Here is an 18484-nt window from a genome sequence, read left to right on the forward strand (position 1 = left end):
AGATGCGCCCCGCCCACCCCGGTACGCGACGGACGCTCGCGGTTCTGACCATCCGGACGATGCCGGCCTCGGCCGGCCGTACGCCACGGCCGACCGGCCGGACGAGGGTGCCGAGGTGACCCGGCCCGCCGGTCAGACCAGCCGGCGGTCGGCGGCCCAGCGGGACAACTCGTACCGGTTCGACATCTGGAGCTTGCGCAGCACGTTGGAGACGTGCGTCTCGACCGTCTTGATCGAGATGAACAGCTCCTTGGCGATCTCCTTGTACGCGTAGCCCCGGGCGAGCAGCCGGAGCACCTCGCGCTCCCGGTTGGTGAGCTGGTCCAGCTCGGGATCGGCGACCGGCGCGTCCGGTCGGGACGCGAACGCGTCCAGCACGAACCCGGCCAGCCGCGGGCTGAACACGGCGTCGCCGTCGGCCACCCGACGGATCGCGTCGGTCAGCTCCTCGGGAGAGATGGTCTTCGTGACGTAGCCCCGGGCGCCCGCCCGGATCAGGCCGATCACGTCCTCGGCGGCGTCGGATACGCTCAACGCCAGGAACTTCACCTGCGGGTGGGTCCGCCGCATCGCCTCCAGCACGGCCCGGCCACCGCCGTCCGGCATGTGCACGTCGAGCAGCACCACGTCCGGCTGGGTCGCCGCGATCCGGGTCACCGCCTCGGCCACCGAACTGGCCTCGCCCACCACGTCGACCCGCGCACCCAGCTCGGCGCGGACGCCGGCGCGGAACATGGCGTGGTCGTCGACGAGGAACACCCGCAGCGGACCCCGCGGCGTCGCGCCCTCGACCGGTTCCTGCTCGGACATGGTCACCTGTCCCTTTCCGTGGTGGCGCCGGAGCCGCTGATCGGCAGGATCAGCCGGACCTCGGTCCCCTCGCCGGGTTCGGACCGGATCTCCGACCGGCCGCCGTGCCGCTTCATCCGTCCGATGATCGAGCCTCGGACGCCGTGCCGGTGATTCTCCACCGTATCCGGGTCGAAGCCCTTGCCCCGGTCCCGGACGAAGACGCTGACCTGCTCCGGCTCGACCTCGGCGTAGAGCGACACGGTCTGCACCCCGGCGTGCCGGGCCGCGTTGACCAGGGCCTCCCGGGCGGCGGCGACCAGCGCCCCGACCCGCTCGTCGGTCTCGCGGTCGCCGACCACCACCGCCTCGACGGTGATGGCGAACGTGTCCTCCACCTCGGCCGCGGCCTGCTCCATGGCGGCCGCGAACCGCTCGGTCGGCGAGGCCGTCGGCTTGTAGAGCCAGTTGCGCAGCGACCGTTCCTGACCCCGGGCCAGCCGCTGCACCGTCTTGACGTCGCCGGCGTTGCGCTGGATCAGGGCGAGCGTGTGCAGCACCTGGTCGTGCACCATGGCGGCCAGTTCGGCGCGCTCCTGCTCGCGGATCCGCCCCTCCCGCTCCGACCGGAGCTGGTTCCAGGTGCGCCAGAGCACCGGGCCGGTCACCACGCCCACCCCGGCGAGCCCGACCAGGGCGAAGATGACGCCGTTGAGCACCGCGTCGAAGTTCTGCGCCGGCGAGTAGACCGCGGCCACGCCGATGATGCCGACCGCGACGAGCACGCCGCCCCCGACGAAGCGGAGCACGAACGCCCGCCGGTCGCTCTCCTCCACCACCGCGCCCAGCCAGGGCACGGCCGAGTCGCCCCACTGGCGACGACGCTCCGGCCCGGACTGGTGCCAGATGACGCCGGCCCCGACCGCGATGATCGCCACCAGCCAGCCGGCGGTCCCGGCGGCGCCCACCGAGTTGAACGCGAACACCTGCAACAGCAGCACGCCCAGCCCGATCGCCACGAACGGCAGCAGTTGGGTGAGGTCGCGGCGGGGCGGAGCGGCGGTGTCGCCGGGGCGGGGCGGGACCACCGCCCAGAAGGCGGCGTAGAGCAGCAGCCCGAGACCGCTGAGCCCGAGCAGCACCATGAACGCCATCCGCACCCGCAGCACCGGGATGCCCAGGTGGTCGGCGATGCCGGCGGCCACCCCGGCGGCCAACCGGTGCTCGGTGGCCCGGTAGAGGCGCGGCGGGTGGGGCGTGACGGTGCTGCTGATGGGAGGCTCCCGGGTCGGCGCGAGGTGCCGGCAACGGCCGACGACCCGATCGTCACACGGCGGGAACGCCCCGGACCACGGGGACGCCCCGGACATTCACCATCGGCGGATCTCAGGGTGGGGTCAGGGTCGGGTCCTGAGGTCGGCCGGGCGGCCGGGGCAGCAGTATCGGAGTCATGACCGAGGACGCTGCCCGTCCGCCCCGCCCCTGGGCGGCAGCACAGGACGATCCGCCGCCGCCCCCGCCGGGGTCGGCATCCGCCGCCGACGACGCGACCCCGCCGCCGGGCGGCGCGCCGTTCGCCGATCCACCACCCGGTGGGTACGCCCCACCGCCCGGTGCGGCCGGCTTCACCACCCGGTACGGGCTGGTCCGCCCCCGGGAGGGCCGCTACCTGGCCGGCGTCTGCGCGGCCATCGGCCGGGCCACCAACACCGACCCGGTGCTGTGGCGCGTCCTGCTGGCCGTGCTCGGCTTCTTCGGCGGCATCGGCATCCTCGTCTACGTCGCCGCGTGGCTGATCATCCCCGGCGAGGGGGACACCGCCTCGCCGGTGGAGTCGATGCTCGGCCGTGGGCGCTCCAGCATGTCCCCGATCACCGTGATCGTGCTCGGCCTCGTGGTCGCGGTCGGCTTCGCCTACGTCGTCACCGACGGCTTCCGGGCCATCCTGCTCGGTGCGGTGATCCTGGTCGGCGGCGCGCTGCTGCTCAACCGCGAGCCCCGCGACCCGGCGGGCCGGGTGGGCCGGATGGGCACCCCCGGGTCCTGGGCCGGGCCCGCCGCCCCGGGCGCGCCGTGGGCCGGCGGACCCTCCCCCTCGGTCCCGTCGCACGGACCGGTCGAGGGCACGCCGCCCACCGTCACCCGCCCGTCGGTGGCCGGGGCCCACCCCGAACCGGGCTACCCACCGGCCACCCCGGCCGAACCGGGCTACCCACCCGCGCCGTCCGCCTGGCCCGAGCCGCCGGGCTACCCGGCCACGCCGGTCGGTTCGGGTCTCCCGCCCACCCCGGTCGAGCCGGGCTACCCGGCCACGCCGCTGTCCGCTCCGGGCTGGCCCGCCGCGGCCGGCGCCCGACCGGTCCGGCCCGAGCCGGTGACCGCCGCGCTGCCCGCGGTCACCCCGCCGATCTCCGACGCGGCCCCGACGTGGCCGGTCGCGCCCACCACGGGCGGCCCGCTCGGCGACCCGGCGGCCGTGCCACCGCCGGCCCCGGTGGGAGCGCCCCTGCCACCGGGGGGCTACCGCCCGCCGTTCGCCCCGCACGGCCCGTACGCCGGATCGCGCCCCTCCCCGGCGCCGGTCCGACCGCCGCGACCGCCGAAGCGGCCGAAGGAGCGCTCGGCCCTCGGCGCGATCACGTTCTCGCTGATCTTCCTGGCGCTGGGCCTGGTGGCGATGCTCGACCTGCTCGACGTCTTCCCGGTCGGCGCGGCCGGCTACTTCGCCGCGGTGTTGGCCACCATCGGCCTCGGGCTGCTCGTGGGCACCTGGTTCGGCCGGGCCCGGTGGCTGATCGCTCTCGGTCTGGTCACCGCGGCGGCGCTCGGCGTCGCCACCGTCGCCGAGTCCTACGACCGGGTCCGCGGCATCGACGGGAACGTCACCTGGGCCCCCACCGACCGGCGCGACCTGGCCGACCGGTACGAGAACAACTTCGGTGACGCGGTGCTCGACCTGCGCGCCATCGACTTCGACAAGCAGGACGTCCAGGTGACCGTCGACGTGAACCTCGGCAACGCGACAGTGGTCGTGCCGCCGGACGTGGACGTGACCACGGTGGCGGACGTCAACGCCGGTGAGGCCACGGTCTTCGGCCGGCGCACCGGCGGGCTCAACGGCCGCCACTGGGAGAGCACCGACGCCGGCGCGGACGGCCCCGGCGGCGGCAAGCTGCGTCTCTACGTCCACGTGAACGCCGGAAACCTGGAGGTGACCCGGTGAAGGCCCACCGCACCGACGTCGTGTCGTTCGCCTTCGGGCTCGTCTTCCTCGGGCTGGCCCTCTGGTGGCTGCTCGCCCGGATCCTCGGGCTGGCCGTTCCGCCGGTCGGCTGGTTCCTCGCCGGTGGGCTGGTCCTGATCGGACTGCTGGGGCTGGTCGGGGCGTTGCGCTCGGGTCGCGGGCCGGACCGGCCGGAGCAGTCCGACCAGCCGGGCCCGGCCGAGGGACCGGAGACGACAGTGTCCGCGCCGTACCGTGACGGCATCCCGGCCGGCGGCCGGGCGGTGCCCGCGGAGGCCGACGAGTGGCCCACCGACGCGACGACCGACGTGCCGACGTCGGCGTCGGAGGACCGGCCCGCATACCCGGAACCCCCGGCGTGGGCGGACCGACCCGCCGACCCGGAGCCGCTCCGGTCACCGGCCGAGCCGGCGACCGAGGAGCCGGGCACCGGCGGGCCCGCGGGCCGGGCCGAGCCGGCCACCCGCGAGCTGCCACCGCTCGACCCGGGTGACGACGACGGATCGCGGGCGGGCCGGGCCGGGTGACGGCCCGACCGCGCCGGTGCGGCGGCGCGGCGACGCGGCCTATGCTGGTCGGTGGAGATCCCGCCTCCGCCGGCCGGCCCCGCCACCCCGACCACGCAGGGCGCTCCCCGGCCGGTCGGCCGCCGCCGAGGCGGTTGCCGTCCGTCTCTCACTCGTCAGGAGCTCGTCAGACATGACCCAGTCCCCCGCCGTGCGCGTCACCGCTCCGTCCGGTGCGGTCCGCATCGGCGAGCGCGCCGCCCGTACGCTCGTCAGCGAGTTCGCCCGGCGTAACGACCCCAAGGCCGGCCTGCTGGTCGGCGCGACCCCGGAGTCCGCGGTGCTGGCCGCGGCGATCGAGGCGCTGCTCCCCGGCGACCGGCTCGTCGTGGTGCCGGCGGAGGGCGCCGCGGCGGCGGCGCTGCGGGAGCACGTGACGGCCCAGGGCCGCTGGGTCGCCGACCGGGTACGCGTCGTCGACGCCCTCGCCGAGGCGGACGCCGCGGCGGCGGTCGTCGTCGCCGAGCCGTTCACCGGGACCGCCGAGGAGGCTCGCGCCGCGGTCGACGAGCTGTCGAAGTACCTGTCCGACGGGGCGGTGCTGAGCGTCGCCGCGCCGCTGTTCCGCACCGAGGGCGCGGGCGCCGAGCTGGACCGCCAGGGCGTGCTGCACGGAATCCGCACCGACGTGGTGCTGCGCAACTCCCCGCCGGTACGCGTGCACCACCTGCGCTTCACCCCGGCGCCGGCCACGCTGGCGGCCTCGCTGTCGCCGGCGTACCGGCCGTCGAGCGTGCCACTGACTCGGCAGATGCACATCGACTCCAACGGCGTGGCCGCCGCCGGCATCACGCTCGGCCTGGCCGCCCTGGCCCGGGCCGCCCGGCCGAAATCCCGGCTCTGGTTGCTGCCGGCGCTGGCCGCCGCCCCGGTGGCCGCGTTCTTCCGGGACCCGGAGCGGGACGTCCCGGAGGACCCGTCGGCGGTGGTCGCGTCCGCGGACGGCCAGGTCCTCTCCGTGCAGCGGCTGCAGGACGAGCGCTTCGGCGACGGCGAGTGGCTGCGGATCGCGGTGTTCCTGTCGGTGCTGGACGTGCACGTCAACCGCGCACCGGTGGCCGGCAAGGTGATCGACTACTTCGTCGCCGACGGCGGGTTCGTCAACGCCATGAAGCCGGACGCCGAGCACAACGTGGCGGCGTACACGGTGCTGGACACCGACCACGGCACGGTGGTGGTGGCCCAGCGCACCGGGCTGATCGCCCGCCGGATCGTGCAGCGGGCGCCCGTCGGCTCGCTGCTGGCCCGGGGCGAGCGGTTCGGCCTGATCCGCTTCGGCTCGCGGACCGACGTCTACCTGCCGGCCGACGCCGCGGACCCGCTGGTCGGGCCGGGCGACAAGGTGGTCGGTGGCAGCACGGTCATCGCCCGCTGGCGCTGAGGCGGGAGAACGCGAGAAGGGGCACCGCGCGATGCGCGGCGCCCCTTCTGTCGTACGGGTCCGGGTCAGGCGGCCCGGCGCTGGTGCAGCCAGAGCAGCGGGCCGCTGACCAGGTAGCCCACCACCACGAGGGCGAAGGTGAGCCGGATGTCGACGAGCGCGCCGACCACCGGGGCCAGCCAGAGCCACGGCGGCAGCTTCAGCAGCCGGGCGAGCTTGGCGTAGGGGAAGCTCGACACCATGGCAAAGGCGAGCAGCGCCACGCCGGCGACCATGACCAGACCGGAGACCGGCACGCCGATCGCCACGGTCAGGGCGAGCACCGCCGCCGCCATCGTGGTCGGTACGCCGCAGAAGAAGCGGCCGTCCTTGGGCGAGACGTTGAAGCGGGCGAGCCGGATCGCCGCACACGCGGCGACGAGGGCACAGGCGACCGCGGCGGCGGCCGGGGGCACCGAGCCGGCCAGCGAGGCGTAGACCACCACCGGCGCGGCGAGGCCGAACGAGCACATGTCGGCCAGCGAGTCCATCTGCGCGCCGAACGGGCTGGCCACGCCGAGCTTGCGGGCCAGGGCGCCGTCGAGGCCGTCGAACGCGACGCACGCGATCAGGCAGACGGCGGCGATCCGCACCTCGCCCTGCATGGCCAGGAAGATGGCCAGCATGCCGAGCATGAGGCTGCTCAGGGTACAGGCGTTGACCAGCGCGAACTTGGCACGGCGGGCGGCGGTGCGCTCGCCGGGCAGGAGCGGGATGGACATCGCCGGGGAATCGTCGACCGGCACGGCCGGGACGAGCACCGGGCTGATCGGGCGTACCGCCTCGACCTCGGCGTCGAGCCGGCCGTAGCGGAGCCGCTGGCGGTCGGCGTAGCGGTGGTCGGGGGTGACCAGGTCGGTCCCGGGGCCGCCGTCACGGCGGCCCACCCGGACCAGCAGCACCTGGCGGGCGAACGTGCTGCTGCGGCGCAACCGGCCCGCCCAGCGACGCCCTGCGGGGCGCGGACTGTCAGTCGTACGACGCCGGCGCCATGGGGCTCTCGGCACGTTTCCTCCATCACCGGATCGGCTGACCGCCCACGTAGGGGCGGGTGTCCGGCTGTCTCGTGCCGGACCTTTCGGGCCCGGCAGCCCATTTGCGGAGTACACCATTGCACAGGGGATAGGGGCTTGGCGATAGCTGCCGGCGGTACTTATAACTCCCTTAACCGCGCGAACCGCTCACTTATTCCCATCTCGGGCCTCAACGCCCGTTTTCGTCGACCAATCCCAACTCCCGACTGTACCGGAGGTGGCCCAGGCCGGCTCGGCGAGCGGTTCAGCTCACCCGCCGGCCGGTGGCCCGGGCCGCCACGTCGGTCATCCGTAGGGCGGCGATCTCGGCCGGCGCGAACCAGGCGGCCCGGGCGGTGGAACCACCCGCCTGCTCGGTCACCACCGCGTCGGTCGGCGCGTCCACGCGAACCCGGTAGATCACCCGGATGCCGTGCCAGTCCAGTGGGCGGCGTTCCGGGCCGAGCGCGCTCGGATTGTGCAGGTTGTCCACGGCCAGCAGGTCGACCACCCGCCCCAGCTGCCCGGCCTCCTCGACCAGTTCCCGCAGCAGCCCGGCGGCCGGCTGCTCACCGTGGTCGGTGCCGCCGCCGGGCAGGTGCCACCGCCCGGCGCCCGGGTAGCCGTCCGCGATCATGGTGAGCAGCACCCGGTCGGTCGGATCGGTGACCAGCCCGTACGCGGCGAAACGCTGCCGGCGGTCGGCGGCCGGACCGGCCGGCGCGACGGGCCGGGCCCGGGGCAGGTCGGCCGGCAGCGGCGTCACCGGCAGGCCGAGCAGCTCGGCGGTGAACGGCATCAGCGGCCGGGCCCCGGCCTCCTCGGGGGTGAACCAGCCCACGTCGTCGGTCCCGCCGTCCGGTTCGGGGCGCAGCCGCCCGCCGCGGGCCTCCACGTCGAAGATCAGCCGGTCGGTGTGCAGCGCGACGCCCTCGTCCCGGAAGACGGACACGTCGGCGACGGCGGCCCGGATCCCGGCGACCACCACGCTCAGTCCGGTCTCCTCGGCGAACTCGCGTACCACGGCGTCGGCGGGGTGCTCCGCGTGCTCGACCCCGCCGCCGGGCAGCTGCCACACCCCCGGGCAGGGGCATCCGGCCGCCCCGCGCGCGAGCAGCACCCGCCCGTCGGAGTCGCGCAGCACTCCGTAGGCCCCGACCCGCCGCTCTTCCCGCACCGCACCCACCCCGTCCCGCCGCGCACTCCGTCGATCATGAGGTTAGCGGTACCGAGACGGACATTTCGCGCCGTCAACTTCATGATCGCCGGGGTGGGACGCGCGGGTGCGGGCCGGGGTGGGGGGTCAGAGGAGGTGGGCGGCCTGGACGGCTTCGGCCGTGACCTCGGTGAGGCGGTCGGTGGGGAGGGCGCCGAGTTCCTCCCGGCGGAACCAGCGGGCCTCGCACGTCGAGCCGCCGACGTCCGTGACGGTGGGCGGCGCGGGCTGGTCGACCACCACCCGGTAGAAGGCGCGTACGCCGTGCCAGTCGATCGGGTAGCCCTCCGGGCCGAGCGAGGCGGCGTCGCGGTGGCTGGCCACCCCGAGCAGCTCGACCAGGCGGCCGGTCTGCCCGGTCTCCTCGACCAGCTCCCGGATCAGCGCGGCGCCCGGCTGCTCGCCGTAGTCGGTGCCGCCGCCCGGCAGGTGCCAGCAGCCGGCGCCCGGGTAGCCGTCGGACACCCGGGTCAGCAGCACCCGCTCCTCCGGGTCGGTGACCACGGCGTACGCCGCGAAGCGCTGCGCCCGGTGCAGCCCGTCGGGGCCGGGGACGGCGTAGAACGAGGGGAACTCGGGGACCTCCTCCGGCACGATGTCGTCGGTGGAGGTGGGCAGGCCCAGCGCGCGTGCGGTGAACGACCGCAGCGGCAGCTCCCGGGCCTCGTCGAGGGTGAACCAGCGGGCCAGGTCGGTGGGGCGGTCGACCCGCTCGGTCAGCGTCCCGCCGCGGACCGACACGGTGTAGAGCAGCCGGTCGGTGTGGATCGTGATGCGCCGCTCGGGCAGCGCCCGCATGTCGGCGAGCACGTCCTGGAGGCCGGCGACCGCCACCGAGAGCCCGGTCTCGGCCGCGGTCTCCCGCACGACCGTGTGCTTCGGGTCCTCACCGTGGTCGACCGCTCCTCCGGGGAGCGACCAGGTGCCGGGGGTGCCGGAGCGCTCCGATGCGCGGACCAGCAACACTCGGCCGTTTGAATCAGCACAAACTGCGTATGCCGCGATCCTGCGCAGCGGCTCCAGCGAGGTGGTCACGGGAGCAAATTCTCCCCGGCCGGGGTTACCTCCATCGAAAAGAGTCAGATTCCTGACTCTCCGCTGGCGCCTCAGGGACGGATCAGGGTAGGCGTCCGGGCGGTCACCGAGGTCGCCCGCCGACCGGCGCGGGACCGTGGAGACATGACCTCCACGAACCCCTCCCGGGCCCCGTACAAGCAGCTCCGCCGGCCGGTCAGCGACCGCATGATCGCCGGTGTGGCCAGCGGCCTCGGCCGCTACTTCGCCCTCGACCCCACGCTGGTCCGGGTGGTCTTCGCAACCGCCACCGTGCTCACCGGCGGGCTGGCCGCGCTCGCGTACCCGGTGATGTGGTTCCTGATGCCCGAGGAGCCGGCCGGCGCGCCCGCCTGGCCGCACCCGCCGGGCACCGCGCCCGGCTGGCCGCCGGTCCCGCCGGCGGGGCCGCAGGCCGGGCCGCCGCCCGCCGCCTGACCCGGCGTCACTCCCACTCGATGGTGCCCGGCGGCTTGCTGGTCACGTCCAGGACCACCCGGTTGACCTCGGCGACCTCGTTGGTGATCCGGGTGGAGATCCGGGCCACCACGTCGTAGGGCAGCCGGGACCAGTCGGCGGTCATCGCGTCCTCGCTGGAGACCGGGCGCAGCACCACCGGATGGCCGTAGGTGCGCCCGTCGCCCTGCACCCCGACGCTGCGGACGTCGGCCAGCAGCACCACCGGGAACTGCCAGACGCCCCGGTCCAGGCCGGCGGCGGTCAGCTCCTGCCGGGCGATCAGGTCGGCCCGGCGGAGCACGGCGAGGCGCTCCTCGTCGACCGCGCCGATGATCCGGATGGCCAGGCCCGGGCCGGGGAACGGGTGCCGCCACACCATCGCCTCGGGCAGCCCCAACTCCAGGCCGATCGTGCGGACCTCGTCCTTGAACAGCGTGCGCAGCGGCTCGACCAGGGAGAACTTCAGGTCCGCGGGCAGGCCGCCGACGTTGTGGTGGCTCTTGATGTTGGCGGTGCCGGTGCCGCCGCCGGACTCCACCACGTCCGGGTAGAGGGTGCCCTGCACCAGGAACTCGACGTCGCCGTGCGCGGCGATCTCGCGGGCGGCGGCCTCGAAGACCCGGATGAACTCCCGACCGATGATCTTGCGCTTCTGTTCCGGATCGGTCACCCCGGCGAGCGCGCCGAGGAACCGCTCCCGCGCGTCGACCACCTTGAGCTTGATGCCGGTCGCGGCGACGTAGTCCTTCTCCACCTGCTCGGCCTCACCGGCCCGCAGCAGCCCGTGGTCGACGAAGACGCAGGTGAGCTGGTCGCCCACGGCCCGGTGGACCAGCGCCGCGGCGACCGCCGAGTCGACGCCGCCGGAGAGGCCGCAGATGACCTCCTTGTCGCCGATCTGCTCGCGGATCCGGGCGACCTGCTCGTCGATGATGTTCTCGGGCGTCCAGGTCGGTGCGACGCCGGCGATGTCGTAGAGGAAGCGGGTCAGCATCTCCTGACCGTGCGCGGTGTGCCCCACCTCCGGGTGGAACTGCACGCCGGCCCGGCGGCCGGCCAGGTCCTCGAACGCGGCGACCGGGGCGCCCGCCGACTCGGCGGTGACGGTGAAGCCCTCCGGGGCCTCGGTCACGCAGTCGCCGTGGCTCATCCACACCGGCAGGTCGGCCGGCAGGTCCCGCAGCAGCACACCGGGCTCGGTCAGGCGCGGGCGCAGCGGGGTGCCGCCGTACTCGCGGTTGCCGGTCCGCGCGACCGTGCCGCCGAGCGCCTGGGCCATCGCCTGGAAGCCGTAGCAGATGCCGAAGACCGGCACGTCGGTGTCGAACATGCCGGCGTCGATCTGCGGGGCGTCCGGGGCGTAGACGCTGGACGGGCCGCCGGACAGGATGATCGCGGCCGGGTTCTTCGCCAGCATCTCGGACACCGGCATGGAATGCGGGACGATCTCCGAATAGACCCTCGCCTCCCGGACGCGGCGCGCGATGAGCTGGGCGTACTGGGCTCCGAAGTCCACCACGAGGACGGGGCGAGGCGTGCTCATGGTCGACGATCCTACCGACCGTGACCGGCCCGGCCGCGCCCGCCGCCCCGGCCCGCCCGGTCCCCCGCGCCACCCCCACCGGTCACCCCACCGCGAGGGAGGGCGACCTCGTCGGCCACTGCCGGCGCGTACCCTTCGGTCGCGCTGATCCGGCGGGCGATGATCCCGAGCAGGACGCCGTAGACGACCTTCGAGGTGATGTCCGCGATCGTGTACGTGATCTGTCGCGCCACCACGCCGTCGGCCGAGTCCCACAGGGCCGGCATGAGATACGCCCCGGGGTAGAGCAGCCAGGACACGAGCACCAGCCACCACACGCCGCGGGCCAGCGGTCGCGCCGTCGGGGGCAGCCGGTCCAGGTTGCCGAAGATGGTCCGCGCGACGAGGCCCAGCAGGAGCACGAAGAAGACCGTGCTGACCAGCCCCCACACCCAGAACGGCGCCGAGGGCTGCACCTCGTGGAACTGGCCCGCGTACCCGGTGTAGATCATGGCGAGCCCACCGGCGACGAAGGCGACCCAGGTCAGGTGGAATCGGCGACCGGTCACTCCCATGACCACCAGCAGCTGGATCAACAGCACCGGAACGTCGATCGACCAGTTGACGTAGCGGTAGCCGTTGGAGAAGAGGGTGCCGGACTGGACGAAGGCGGTGCCGTCCCAGCGGAAGGCGCCCACCCATCGCTGGTAAAGCAGATACAGCTCGAAGAAGGCCGACACCATCACCACGGCCGAGAGCACGGAGGAGAACTGGTAACGCGGCGCGACCGAGCCCCGGGTCACCAGGAAGTAGACCAGCCCGGCCGCCATCACCGCGAAGCCCAGGCTGAGGACGTGGGAGATCAGCGTGAACTGGTCCACGTTGTAGGAGAAGGTGTTCTCGAAGTTCATCGCCGTCCCCCGCCCACAGCCGTCCAGATCGCCGGATAAGTCCGTTGTCAACCGTTACCGTAGGTCGGTGAGCGCGGCGCCGACGGGAATCCGCCGATCCTCGATCCGGAGTGCGGCGTGACCGGCTGGTGGTTGTGGCTGTACGTCACCTCGATGGCAGGCGGGACACTGCTCTTCCTCGCCTGGTGGGCACGGCCCCGCGGTGTCCCCGCGATCGAGTACCAGGTCGCGGTCGCGGTTCCCGTCTGGTCCGGGCTCTGGTACACCGCCCTCGCCCTCGGCGGTGGCCGGGTGACGGATGCCGGCGGCCAGTCGGTCTACTGGGCCCGCTACGCCGACTGGGCGGTCAGCGCCTCGCTCCTGCTGGTCGCGCTCGCGCTCACCGCCACCCACGCCCTGCCCGGCCGGCACCCGGTCCTGCCGGCCACCCTGGTCGGGCTGAACGTCGCCATGATCGCCGCCGGCCTTCTCGCCGACCTCTCCGCCGACCCGGGGAGCCGATACCGGTACTTCACCCTCGGCACCGTGGCGCTGCTGGGCATCTTCGCGGTGATCTGGGGGCCACTGCGATCCGTCGCACGTCGCCAGCCCGACGGGCTGCGCCACGCGTACGTCGAGGCGGCGGCCGTGCTCACCGTCCTCTGGATCGGATACCCACTGATCTGGCTCGCCGGCCCGTCCGGCCTCGAGCTGCTCGGCCCGACCACTGACACCGCCCTGTTCGTGCTCCTCTCCGTCGCGTCGAAGGTGGGCTGGGGCGCCCTCGACCTGGCCCGGCTGCGCAGCCTGGCCCGACGGAACGAACTCGCGGTCGCGGGACGGCCGTGACCACCCCCGCCGGCGCCCCGGGGCGGCACCGTCCGGTCATCGCGCCGGACCAGGCGGCACCCGGGCTGCCGGTGGGCCGGGGACACGCCTCCGTCCTGGCCGTCGCCGGCCTGCTCGCCCTGGCACCGCTGATCCGTCACACCGGGGTCGGGACCTCGCCCGCGTACCTGCTGGCCGGGCTGCTCGCCGGCCTGCCACACGGAGCGGTGGACCACCTGGTGCCCGGCTGGTCGTCCGCACGGGCCCGGTCCCCGGCGGCCCGGGTGGCCGTGCCGCTCGGCTACGCCGCCGTCGCCGCCCTGGTGCTCGTGGTGTTCCAGGCCGCACCGACACCGGCACTGCTGGCCTTCCTCGTGCTGTCGGTGATCCACTTCGGCGCCGCCGACGAGGCGTTCCACGCCGAACGGGACGGGCGACCGGTCCGCTACTCACCGGCCGGAGTGCTCGCCCGCGGCGGCCCACCGGTGGTCGTACCGCTGCTGGTCTGGCCCGAGACGGTGGATCCGTTGCTGGCGGCGGTCGCCCCCGGCGCGCCCGCGGTGCTCGGCCCCGGGCTGCGGCTGCTGGCTCTCGGATGCCTGGTGGCCGCCGGCACGTTCACCGTCGTGCGGGACCTACGCGGCGGGCGTCCCCTCGCCGCCGCCGAACCGGTCCTGCTCCTCGGCCTCTTCGCCGCCGTACCGCCGGCGCTGGCCGTCGGGACGTACTTCGCCGCCTGGCACGCCGCCCGGCACGTGTCCCGGTTGTTGCGCGCACACCCTGCCAACCGGTCCGACCTGGCGGCCGGCCGGTGGGCGGTGCCGCTGGGTCGCTTCGCGCGAGCCGCCGCCCTGCCCACCCTCGTCGCCGCAGCCGTGCCGATGGTGCTGGCGGGCTGGCCGGGACGGCCGTTCGATGCCCTGGCCGTGACGGTCGCCGCGCTGGCCGCCCTGACCGTGCCGCATTCCGCGGTGGTCGCATGGCTGGACCGGCGCGGCCGGCCGGCCGGCTGACCTACCTGCTGCTCACCGCAGCGCGGCGGGGGCGTGGGCGGGCACCGCCGGGTGGTCCGGCGCCACCGGCTCCACCCGCCGGTACGGCTCGCCCAGCGCCGGCCGCGGGTCCGCCTCGCCCTTGTTCGGCCAGAACGACATGGCCCGCTCGGCCTGGGCGGTGATCGTCAGCGACGGGTTGACGCCCAGGTTCGCCGACACCGCCGCGCCGTCCACCACGTGCAGCCCCGGGTGGCCGTACACCCGGTGCCACGGGTCCACCACGCCGTCGTCCGGGCCGGCGCCGATCACCGCGCCGCCGAGGATGTGCGCGGTCATCGGGACGTTGAACGGCTCGGTGACCGCGCCGCCCGGGGTGCCGTCGATCTCCTCGGCGAGCATCCGGACCGCCTCGTTCCCGGCCGGGATCCAGGTCGGGTTGGGCGCGCCGTGACCGGGTCCGGAGACCAGCCGGCCCCGTCGCCAGCGGGTGGTCAACGAGTTGTCGACCGACTGCATGACCAGCGCGATGACGGTGCGCTCGGACCAGCCCCGGACCGAGAGCATCCGCGCCGCCAGCCCCGGCTGCCGGACAATGCTGCCCAGCCAGCGCCGGACCCGGCGCGGGCCGCCGTCGACCAGCAGCGACTGGAGCAGACCCATGGCGTTGGAGCCCTTGCCGTAGCGGACCGGCTCGATGTGGGTCTGCGGGTCGGGGTGGAACGAACTGGTGATCGCCACCCCCTCGGAGAAGTCCAGGCCGCGCCGCCGGGCCGCCCCGGAGCCCACCGAGGCGCCGAGGATCGCCTCGGAGTTGGTCCGGGTCAGCTCACCCAACCGGGGCGAGAGCGCCGGCAGCGCGCCGGTGGCCCGCATCTCGTGCAGCAGCCGCTGGGTGCCCAGCGCCCCGGCCGCGAAGACCACCTGGTCGGCGTGGATCACCGCGCGCCGCTTCCGCAGCCAGGCGCCGGTGCGCTCGGTGTGCACCGTGTAACCGCCCGCCGGGTCCGGCCGGACGGCGGTCACCGTGGTCAGCGGGTGCACCTGCGCGCCGAGCCGCTCGGCCAGCCAGAGGTAGTTCTTGACCAGCGTGTTCTTCGCGCCGTGCCGGCAACCGGTCATGCACGAGCCGCAGTGGCTGCACCCGGTGCGGTCCGGGCCGACCCCGCCGAAGTAGGGGTCGGGCACGCGCTGGCCGGGGCGGCCGATGTGCACGCCGACCGGGGTCGGGTGGAACGTGTGCGCCACCCCCATCCGCTCGGCCACCGCCCGCATCGCCCGGTCCGCGCCGGTGACGATCGGGTACGTGGTGACGCCGAGCATCCGCTTCGCCTGGTCGTAGTGGCGGGCCAGTTCGTCGCGCCAGTCGGTGATGTCGCGCCACTGCGGGTCGGCGTAGAACGCGTCGAGCGGCTCGTAGAGCGTGTTCGCGTAGACGAGCGAGCCGCCACCCACCCCGGCGCCGGAGAGCACGAGCACGCCGCCGCCGCTCCTGCGGTCGGCGGAGCGGAGCAGGGTGATCCGCTGGAGCCCGAAACAGCCCAGCTTCGGCGCCCAGAGGAACCGCCGGGCCTGCCAGGAGGTCCGGGGGAACTCCTCGTCGGCGAAGCGTCGGCCGGCCTCCAGCACGCCGACCGAGTAACCCTTCTCGGCCAGTCGGAGCGCGGTGACGCTGCCGCCGAAGCCCGATCCGATGACGACCACGTCGTAGCGCATGAACGCATCATTACCGACGGGTAGCTATGGCGCCAGCGAGAGTTTTTCGCAGATCATGCAGAGCGCTTCGACCGCCGGGAATCCCGCCGCTGCAACCTCCGGCACCCTCCGGCGCGTCGAACTCGACGGGGAGAGGACGAGACCGTGACGAGACGACGCCTGCTGGGCCTGGCCGCCCTGGTGGCGGTGCTGCTGGTCGCCGCCGGGGGGGTGGTGACCACCCGGCTGGTGGCGCACCACTCCCCCGACCGGGCCGCCGCGCCGGCCACCTCGGCGCCCGCGTCACCCACCCCGGCCCCGACCACCGCCAGCCCGACCCCACCGCCCGGCGCCGACCTGACCGGGCCGCTCAACCTGATGATCGTCGGGGTCGACACCCGGGTCAGCATCCCCGGCTGGGAGCCGCACGCCGACGCCGTGCTGGTGCTGCACGTGCCCGCCGGGCTGGGCCAGGCGTACCTGTTCTCGCTCCCCCGCGACCTGGTGGTCGACATCCCCGCCTTCCCCAAGGCCCGCTACCCGGGCGGCCGGACCAAGCTCACCCACGCGATGAGCTACGGCAGCCGGGTGCCGGGCGACAAGCGGCACCCCAGCACCGCCCAGGGGTACGAGCTGCTGCGCACCACCGTCTCCCGCTACACCGGGCTGCGCATCGACGCCGGCGCGGTGATCACCTTCGGCGGCTTCGACAAGCTGGTGGACACGCTCGGCGGGGTCGACCTCTACGTCGACCAGCGGGTCGCCTCCCGGCACCGCCGGCCGGACGGGACGATGCGGCCGCTGGGCGGCGGCGGATACACCGGCCCGCAGATGGTCTACGAGAAGGGCACCCGGCACCTGACCGGCTGGCAGGCGCTCGACTACGCGCGGCAGCGCTACACCGCCGGCGGCGACTACACCCGGCAGCGGCACCAGCAGCAACTGCTCCGGGCGCTCGCCCGCAAGCTCGTCGACCAGGGCACCGCCCGCGACCCGCAGCGCGTCGAGCAGATCGTCGCTGCGCTCGGCCGGACCCTGGTGTACGTCGGGGGCGGGCGGAAGCTGGTCGACTTCGCGTACGCCCTCGGTGGCCTGCCGGCCGAGCGCCTCACCCTGGTCGCGCTCCCCGGCGCGGGCGTGGGCAGCGGCGGCGCCTACCGGGGTGAGCAGCTCCGACCGCTGGGCCGGGAGTTCCTCACCGCGCTGCGCGGCGGGCGGGCGGAGTCCTTCCTGGCCGCCCACCCGACGCTGCGCGTCAAGACCTGAGCCGCTACAACGGCTTCGGGGCGGCCGGCCGCTCCGTCCCGTACAGCCAGGCGTCGAACACCTTGCCGAGCTTCTTCCCCGACACCCGCTCGGCCAGCGCCACGAAGTCGGCGGTGGTGCCGTTGCCGTGCCGCCGCTCGGCCGCCCAGGTGCGCAGGATGGTGAAGAACGCGCTGTCGCCCACCGCCACCCGCAGCGCGTGCACGGTCATCGCGCCCCGGTCGTAGACCGAGCGGCCGAACAGGTTCTCCACCCCCGGCTTGCCCGGCGGCGTCCGCCAGACCTGGCCGGAGGCGGTGGCGTACTGCTGCTCGAACGTGCGCTGGACGGTCGAGGAGCCGCTGTGCTCGGCCCACAGCCACTCGGCGTACGTGGCCAGCCCCTCGTTGAGCCAGATGTCCTGCCAGCGCTGGAGCGACACGCTGTCGCCGTACCACTGGTGGGCCAGCTCGTGCGCGACCACGTCGGTGTTGTCGCCCTGCCGGAAGAAGCCGGCGGAGTAGACCGGGCGGCTCTGCGTCTCCAGGGCGTAGCGGATCCGGTCGTCGGCCACCACCACGCCGCCGTACGCGTCGAACGGGTACGGCCCGAAGAGGCTCTCCAGGTAGTCGGCGACCTCGACGGTACGGGCGATCGACCGGTCCGGCGCGCCCTCGGCCACCCGGGTGGTGACCGCGCTGTAGACCGGCCGTCCCTTGTGCTGACCGGTGGTGACGCGGAACTTCCCGATCACCACGGTGGTCAGGTAGCTCGCCATCGGCGAGCCCTCCGACCAGCGCCAGGTGGTCCAGCCGCCGGTGGTCGTCCGCCCCTTCGGCACGCCGTTGCCGACCGCCGTCAGCCCCTTGGGAACGGTGATCTCCAGGTCGTAGGTGGCCTTGTCCGACGGGTGGTCGTTCACCGGGTACCAAGTGCTCGCCGACTCCGGCTGGCCGAGCGCGATCGCCCCGTCCGCGGTGTGCAGCCAGCCGCCCTCGCCGAGCACCTCGTTGCGCAGCGCCTCCGGCCGACCGTCGTACCGGATCTCGGCCACGAAACCGTTGCCGGAGGTCAGGCCGGTGGCGGGCGTGACGACCAGCTCGTCGTCGTCACGGGTGTGCCGGGCGGCGGCACCGTCCACGGTGACCGAGCGGACGGTCAGCCCGGCCAGGTCCAGGGTGAACGTGGACAGGTCGGTGGTGGCGGTGGCCCGCACCGTGGTGGTGCCGGTGAGCTTGTCGGTGTCCGGGTCGTAGCGCACCTTCACGGTGTAGTGCGCGACGTCGTAGCCCCCGTTGCCGTAGCCCGGGAAGTAGGGGTCGCCGGCGCCGGGCCCCCCGGGCGCGAAGCGGCGCGTGGCCGACGGCTCGGGCGCGGTCGGCGCCGCGGCGCTCCGGTCCGCCTCGGGCGATCCGCAGCCGGCCAGCAGCAGCGTCCCGCAGGCCAGCAGGCCGAGCCCTCGTCGTCCGCCGCGCCGCGCCATGATCTCGATCCCTCCCGGGGCCCGAACGGCGGCCCTGCCCGCGGGCCGCTCCGCCCGCGGCAGCCTACC

General features: G+C 74.5%; 16 protein-coding genes and 1 pseudogene. 8 read left to right on the forward strand and 9 right to left on the reverse strand.

Features of this window, described 5'->3' with window-relative positions:
- Window positions 1-132 precede the first annotated feature (132 nt).
- Entirely contained in the window at window positions 133-810 is a 678-nt protein-coding gene (locus O7600_RS14470) for a response regulator transcription factor (protein WP_099164908.1), read from the reverse strand.
- 2 nt (window positions 811-812) lie between these two features.
- Window positions 813-1994 carry an ATP-binding protein gene (locus O7600_RS14475; RefSeq protein WP_281594163.1) on the reverse strand — a complete coding sequence of 394 codons (1182 nt, stop codon included), beginning with the start codon at window positions 1992-1994 and terminating at the stop codon, window positions 813-815.
- A gap of 245 nt (window positions 1995-2239) precedes the next feature.
- Between O7600_RS14475 and O7600_RS14480 the strand changes: the two genes are divergently transcribed.
- The 4 genes and pseudogenes from O7600_RS14480 to O7600_RS14495 all read left to right on the forward strand — a co-directional run bounded on the left by O7600_RS14480 (window position 2240) and on the right by O7600_RS14495 (window position 5980).
- The gene (locus O7600_RS14480; RefSeq protein WP_281587685.1) at window positions 2240-4012 is read left to right on the forward strand and encodes a PspC domain-containing protein; all 1773 of its coding nucleotides are present in this window, start codon (window positions 2240-2242) and stop codon (window positions 4010-4012) included.
- Window positions 4009-4271: pseudogene (locus tag O7600_RS14485) on the forward strand (hypothetical protein). The gene O7600_RS14480 and the pseudogene O7600_RS14485 overlap by 4 nt, the downstream one beginning before the upstream one ends.
- Complete coding sequence (locus O7600_RS14490; RefSeq protein WP_281587687.1) at window positions 4252-4560, forward strand: hypothetical protein; 309 nt, start codon at window positions 4252-4254, stop codon at window positions 4558-4560. The pseudogene O7600_RS14485 and the gene O7600_RS14490 overlap by 20 nt, the downstream one beginning before the upstream one ends.
- A gap of 172 nt (window positions 4561-4732) precedes the next feature.
- A complete protein-coding gene (locus tag O7600_RS14495) occupies window positions 4733-5980 on the forward strand; it encodes a phosphatidylserine decarboxylase (protein ID WP_281587689.1) in 1248 nt (415 codons plus the stop codon).
- Window positions 5981-6045: 65 nt separating this feature from the next.
- Here O7600_RS14495 and O7600_RS14500 read toward each other — a convergent pair whose 3' ends face one another.
- The 3 genes from O7600_RS14500 to O7600_RS14510 all read right to left on the reverse strand — a co-directional run bounded on the left by O7600_RS14500 (window position 6046) and on the right by O7600_RS14510 (window position 9283).
- Window positions 6046-6951, reverse strand: a complete 906-nt coding sequence (locus O7600_RS14500) for a CDP-alcohol phosphatidyltransferase family protein (protein WP_281587691.1) — start codon at window positions 6949-6951, stop codon at window positions 6046-6048.
- A gap of 346 nt (window positions 6952-7297) precedes the next feature.
- Window positions 7298-8209: an NUDIX domain-containing protein gene (locus O7600_RS14505; protein WP_281587692.1), complete on the reverse strand. Its 912-nt coding sequence runs from the start codon at window positions 8207-8209 to the stop codon at window positions 7298-7300.
- Window positions 8210-8335: 126 nt separating this feature from the next.
- Window positions 8336-9283 (reverse strand): NUDIX domain-containing protein, encoded by a 948-nt coding sequence (locus tag O7600_RS14510; protein WP_091570375.1) that lies wholly within the window; start codon window positions 9281-9283, stop codon window positions 8336-8338.
- A 144-nt stretch (window positions 9284-9427) separates the two neighbouring features.
- On the opposite strand from O7600_RS14510, the gene O7600_RS14515 reads away from it, so the two are divergent.
- Window positions 9428-9739: a PspC domain-containing protein gene (locus O7600_RS14515; RefSeq protein ID WP_281587695.1), complete on the forward strand. Its 312-nt coding sequence runs from the start codon at window positions 9428-9430 to the stop codon at window positions 9737-9739.
- 7 nt (window positions 9740-9746) lie between these two features.
- On the opposite strand, the gene guaA is transcribed toward O7600_RS14515, so the two are convergent.
- A complete protein-coding gene (gene guaA, locus O7600_RS14520) occupies window positions 9747-11303 on the reverse strand; it encodes a glutamine-hydrolyzing GMP synthase (protein ID WP_281587697.1) in 1557 nt (518 codons plus the stop codon).
- 11 nt (window positions 11304-11314) lie between these two features.
- Window positions 11315-12193 carry a bacteriorhodopsin gene (locus tag O7600_RS14525; RefSeq protein ID WP_281587699.1) on the reverse strand — a complete coding sequence of 293 codons (879 nt, stop codon included), beginning with the start codon at window positions 12191-12193 and terminating at the stop codon, window positions 11315-11317.
- 117 nt (window positions 12194-12310) lie between these two features.
- Between O7600_RS14525 and O7600_RS14530 the strand changes: the two genes are divergently transcribed.
- Entirely contained in the window at window positions 12311-13021 is a 711-nt protein-coding gene (locus tag O7600_RS14530) for a bacteriorhodopsin (protein WP_281587701.1), read from the forward strand.
- Window positions 13018-14013: a Brp/Blh family beta-carotene 15,15'-dioxygenase gene (locus O7600_RS14535; RefSeq protein ID WP_281587703.1), complete on the forward strand. Its 996-nt coding sequence runs from the start codon at window positions 13018-13020 to the stop codon at window positions 14011-14013. The genes O7600_RS14530 and O7600_RS14535 overlap by 4 nt, the downstream gene beginning before the upstream one ends.
- Before the next feature lie 12 nt (window positions 14014-14025).
- On the opposite strand, the gene O7600_RS14540 is transcribed toward O7600_RS14535, so the two are convergent.
- Window positions 14026-15708, reverse strand: a complete 1683-nt coding sequence (locus O7600_RS14540) for a GMC family oxidoreductase (protein ID WP_281587705.1) — start codon at window positions 15706-15708, stop codon at window positions 14026-14028.
- Window positions 15709-15852: 144 nt separating this feature from the next.
- Here O7600_RS14540 and O7600_RS14545 point away from each other — a divergent pair, with 144 nt between their 5' ends.
- Window positions 15853-16953: an LCP family protein gene (locus O7600_RS14545; RefSeq protein WP_281587707.1), complete on the forward strand. Its 1101-nt coding sequence runs from the start codon at window positions 15853-15855 to the stop codon at window positions 16951-16953.
- Between the two features lie 4 nt (window positions 16954-16957).
- On the opposite strand, the gene O7600_RS14550 is transcribed toward O7600_RS14545, so the two are convergent.
- Window positions 16958-18415, reverse strand: coding sequence for a M1 family metallopeptidase (locus O7600_RS14550; protein WP_281587708.1), 1458 nt, complete (start codon window positions 18413-18415; stop codon window positions 16958-16960).
- Window positions 18416-18484: the final 69 nt, after the last annotated feature.

The sequence above is a fragment of the Micromonospora sp. WMMA1998 genome (assembly GCF_027497375.1).
GTDB lineage: Bacteria > Actinomycetota > Actinomycetes > Mycobacteriales > Micromonosporaceae > Micromonospora > Micromonospora sediminicola.